The 3943-nt window shown below is 48.7% G+C and carries 7 protein-coding genes; all 7 read right to left on the bottom strand.

The genetic code is table 11. The features are described from left to right. Positions 1–68: 68 nt before the first annotated feature. Positions 69–374 (bottom strand): type II toxin-antitoxin system Phd/YefM family antitoxin, encoded by a 306-nt coding sequence (locus ACKOVI_RS00855; RefSeq protein WP_509601894.1) that lies wholly within the window; start codon positions 372–374, stop codon positions 69–71. Between the two features lie 79 nt (positions 375–453). Next, complete coding sequence (locus ACKOVI_RS00850; RefSeq protein WP_509601891.1) at positions 454–807, bottom strand: thiol-disulfide oxidoreductase DCC family protein; 354 nt, start codon at positions 805–807, stop codon at positions 454–456. Between the two features lie 47 nt (positions 808–854). After that, positions 855–1730 (bottom strand): hypothetical protein, encoded by an 876-nt coding sequence (locus ACKOVI_RS00845; RefSeq protein ID WP_509601889.1) that lies wholly within the window; start codon positions 1728–1730, stop codon positions 855–857. A 20-nt stretch (positions 1731–1750) separates the two neighbouring features. After that, positions 1751–2173 (bottom strand): DoxX family protein, encoded by a 423-nt coding sequence (locus ACKOVI_RS00840; RefSeq protein WP_509601887.1) that lies wholly within the window; start codon positions 2171–2173, stop codon positions 1751–1753. 40 nt (positions 2174–2213) lie between these two features. Next, a complete protein-coding gene (locus ACKOVI_RS00835) occupies positions 2214–2579 on the bottom strand; it encodes a GNAT family N-acetyltransferase (RefSeq protein WP_509601885.1) in 366 nt (121 codons plus the stop codon). Between the two features lie 134 nt (positions 2580–2713). Continuing rightward, on the bottom strand, positions 2714–2992 hold the full coding sequence (locus tag ACKOVI_RS00830; RefSeq protein WP_509601883.1) for a type II toxin-antitoxin system TacA family antitoxin: 279 nt from the start codon (positions 2990–2992) through the stop codon (positions 2714–2716). Positions 2993–3058: 66 nt separating this feature from the next. Next, positions 3059–3943, bottom strand: an 885-nt coding sequence (locus tag ACKOVI_RS00825) for a tetratricopeptide repeat protein (protein WP_509601881.1), incomplete at its 5' end; no start/stop codon positions are given.

The following is a 3943-nucleotide window of genomic DNA, read 5'->3' as shown; positions in this document are numbered from 1 at the left end:
TTCCCAATATTGATAATCCTCAACAGTTTTCTCAGAAAAGGCATATGAGTAAGTTTTGGGAGCCCTGCTCACTTGGTCACTTTCTTCTTAGAGCGGGAAGAGAGAACCTTCATCTCTTCAAAGACATTGCCTTTGCTGAATTCGATTCGAGTTACCTTGCCAGCAGATATTTGGGCACGAGCTTCATCAAGGTTTCGGCGACTCTCTGGATGACCTAATAAATAAACGGTCTCCAACATGTTCTCCCACTCGCTTTCGGAGACGAGCACGGCATTGCCAGCGTTGGAGGTAATCAGAACCGCCTCTTGATCATCATTGACTTGCTCGATGAGTTTGAAGAAGTTGGCACGTGCGTTAGATGCTGGAATAGACATGGTGAGCTCCTTTGATTTCGCCCACAATAACACACCTGTACAAGATTTCGTACAACTACTTTAAGTTGCAAGAAGAGGCTTAGAGCGAGCGCTCGATCACCTTTGTGGCAAAGCGAATCAACCAAGAATTTCGATGGCCGGCAACCCACTTATACCCAAAGCGCCCCAGCGGCCCTGATGCGCGCACGATAAAGCCCAATACATAATTTCCGCGCCGTCCCAATAGATAGGCAATCGCATCAGCGCCGACATAGACCCGTCCTGCATGCACCACATGCAAGGCCTTGGAGCACTCTTCATAGCTGAGTCCATACTTGCCGAGATCTGCCCTTTGAAATGGCGTCGCATCTACCACTAAATTCTTCTGCATCCACCCCAGCGTCGCCTCGCAGAAACGACACTCACCATCAGTTAAGACAACAATCTCTGACATTACGACTCCTTAAGGTGCACCACGTCCGCTTAAATTGATGAAAAAAATTACCCTGCTATCGGATCAGTATTGATACACCCAATCACCGCCATCGCCGGAATGGTGTATCCGCGAGCTGTATCGGCAGCGACCATCGCCTTAATTTCATTGGTGATTCGCTCTCGTTGGGCGGAGGCGATGTTGGTGAATGGACAAAGATGCAATGGCTTGCCATCTACTGCGGTAAAGACGCCAAGTTCAACAAAGCCAATGCCCGGCGTATACCTTTCATCGTAATCACTGACCTGTGCAATTGCTTGACCTGCTACAACTTTCTCGCCATCGCTAACCTTGACGTTAATAACGTGTTCGACCTCCCAGATATATTTCAAGCCGCTCTCCCAGAATGAGATGTTGTAATCACCTGAGTAGAGCTTGGTCACCTTATAAACCTTGCCACTGACTGGAGCCAATACCGCTGTTCCGATCGCTGCATAGAAAACTGGCTGCAGGTTGCCGCTATACACCACCGCCCCTGGCGCACGAGATTTTCCTGGCGGCAGCCCATATGGGACAAAGGTCAGCCCGTCACCTTGGCCTTGCCCTTTCAAATCTAAATTAAGCGGCGCCTTTGCATCAACTGGCAAATTAAATATCTGATCATTATTGACCAACGCGCTACTTTGCGATTGATTTGTTGCAGCTGGCTTTCCTGAGTTATTACCTGATGGCGCTTTGCTCCATGCCAACTTCTTCCCATTGGCAAGACAGAGATACTTCACTCCACCTACGACTTTGGTTTGATCCTTCTTGGCACATTTGCTTCCCGCAATTGAAGCTGCCTGTACTGGGGTGGTTAACGAGAGAGAAAGAACAATGACAGCCAGATAGCCAATAACTTTTCGCATATCCAATAATCGCACGACCCCACTTGATATCTCCATGAGTGAAACCCCTATTGGCTTCAGAGAGCCATTCGGTGCTTAATAGCTTTGATTAACTGCCATGCTGCATAGAGAAAGTAGAACTGAAATGGCAGCCGCGCGTAAGCAATCAGCGGTTCTGGCATAGCTCGATCGCTCCATTGAATCGCCATATTGATATTCGCTGGATAAACCGCAATGAAGAGAGCAAAGGCGCTATATGCACCCCAGAGCTTTACCGGCCTACCTAAAACTTTCTTCGACATCGGAGTGAGAAGTGCTAAGCCAATTGCAATTTCCGCTAAGCCGCTGAGGTAGGTGTAGATACGGGGATCACCTGGCAGTGCCGCCGGCACAATCGAATCAAGCGGTGCCGGAAAGATAAAGTGCCCGATACCTGCACCAAGCAAGATGTAACCCATCAATCGACCAAGCTTGCGATTATCCATAGCTAATGATTGCACGAAGAACAAAATAGCCCGGGCGACGAACTCCGGCGAATTATTAAATCTTCAGTTCTTGCTTAATATCTTTAATCCGCACCATCATCACATCGGCATCAATTGGTGATTGCTCAAAACCGTATCTGCCATAGAAACGCCGCGCCAGACCATCTATCGGGTGAACAACTATTGCAACGGCCCCCACTTTTTCAGCAGCCAGCAGCGATTTCAGCACGGCTTCACGTAAGAGATGTGCACCAATCCCGCGTCCTTGCAAAGAGCCATCAACTGCTAGCCGTGAAATGAGAACTACTGGAATTGGGTGGCGCCCAAGCCCCTTCTGTACCCGAGATGTGCCCTTTTTGTAATCTACGCTGCCCATTGAAAGCGCGTAATATCCAAAAACTTTTTTGGATTTATTTGTCAATACATAGACCTTCGCACTCTGAGTTTTATTTGCTAGAAGGGCGTATTTTTCCAACCATCTATCCAGAAGATTATTGCCACATGAGAATTCGTCGCATACATGAAGCGAGGAAATCTCTTCGACTGAAAGTGCAGCTAGCTCCAAGGCGATTTACTTGCCAACAAATCCGCAAGCCCTTGGTTCTTCTTGGCAGGAGCCGCCAACACCTTTTCAAGTTTCATAAAATCAGCTTGCGAAATCTCAAATACCTTCTGATCTAAAATCGCATCTTCTGCCGCAGCTGCAGCACTTGCAAGTAAGAACTCCGACAAGGATTGATTCCGCAGGGCTGCCGCTCTCTCTAGTTTTGCCAATCGAGCAGGCTGAATGCGAATGTTGAGGCGTTCACTCTTTGCCTCTGAAGATGTTGTCATCTTTGCTCCTGTACGTACATCGTCTGTACGGATACATTAGCACACCCCTGGCCACTGAACTCGTCCTTAAAGCGCGGCAAGGGCCTCGTTCACGCCGGTAGCTTTGGGATCATCGACCAGAATCTTCTCTAAATCTTTCTTAGCGGCAGCCTTCTTGCCAAGTTTTTTATAGGTCATCGCCCGCTCGAATAAACCGCGATGAATCACGCCTTCAGAGCGCGCCTTCTTTGCGATAGCTCGCTTGAAGCATTCCAGCGCAGCATCATCGAGCCCCTTCTCGCGAAATGCGACTCCGCGCAAGACCAACATCATCGCCGTTGCATCATCTTCGTTCTCGATGTCCTCGGTCGTCTCAATCGCACCATCAAAATCTCCTGCTGTAATCTCAATATCAGCAAGTGCAATTCCCACCAATTGATCCGGGCGCATCTCATTGAGAACGGCAATCGCCTCTTGATACTTCTCCTCCTTTTGCAAGATCTCAGAGACAATAAAGCCCAAGGTCTGCGATGTATATGACCCTACAGAGAAGATGCCTTCAGTGATTTGGACTCCTGGATAAATCCCAGCAAAGTACTTTCGGACTAATCGATTATTGAAAATAACATCGCGCTCTTGCCATAACTTCTTCGCAAGAGCCGATGCTGCATCGCTTGTGGCTTCATCACGGATACCATGGAGAACTGAAATCAAATCCATCGCAGGAGCCAACTTTGGAAAGCTGACTTTCAGCGCACCTGCTGCTCCAACAACGTCGGTCGCGCCGTTAACGCTGTCATCGGCGCCATAAATATCTTTGAGGAAAATCGATAGCTGGCGCTCTGCCTTGCTTGCAAAGAGCGACGGACGTGGTTGGTTCTCCCCCAAGATACTTGGCGGGACTTCTCTTTCTACAGCAGCCTTTCGTCGCCCGCTCGATAACGTTGTTACATCGGAGATACCAGTTCCGGG

Source organism: Candidatus Planktophila sp., assembly GCF_046070465.1.
Lineage (GTDB): Bacteria > Actinomycetota > Actinomycetes > Nanopelagicales > Nanopelagicaceae > Planktophila.
The sequence above is the reverse complement of the archived record's forward strand: the minus strand, read 5'-3'. Positions and strand labels throughout refer to the sequence as shown.

What these genes read in the sequence shown, in the direction of transcription:
- ACKOVI_RS00850 (WP_509601891.1), bottom strand. Translation starts at nt 807, where the DNA reads ATGTCAGAGATTGTTGTCTTAACTGATGGTGAGTGTCGTTTCTGCGAG.
- ACKOVI_RS00845 (WP_509601889.1), bottom strand. Translation starts at nt 1,730, where the DNA reads ATGGAGATATCAAGTGGGGTCGTGCGATTATTGGATATGCGAAAAGTT.
- ACKOVI_RS00830 (WP_509601883.1), bottom strand. Translation starts at nt 2,992, where the DNA reads ATGACAACATCTTCAGAGGCAAAGAGTGAACGCCTCAACATTCGCATT.
- ACKOVI_RS00855 (WP_509601894.1), bottom strand. Translation starts at nt 374, where the DNA reads ATGTCTATTCCAGCATCTAACGCACGTGCCAACTTCTTCAAACTCATC.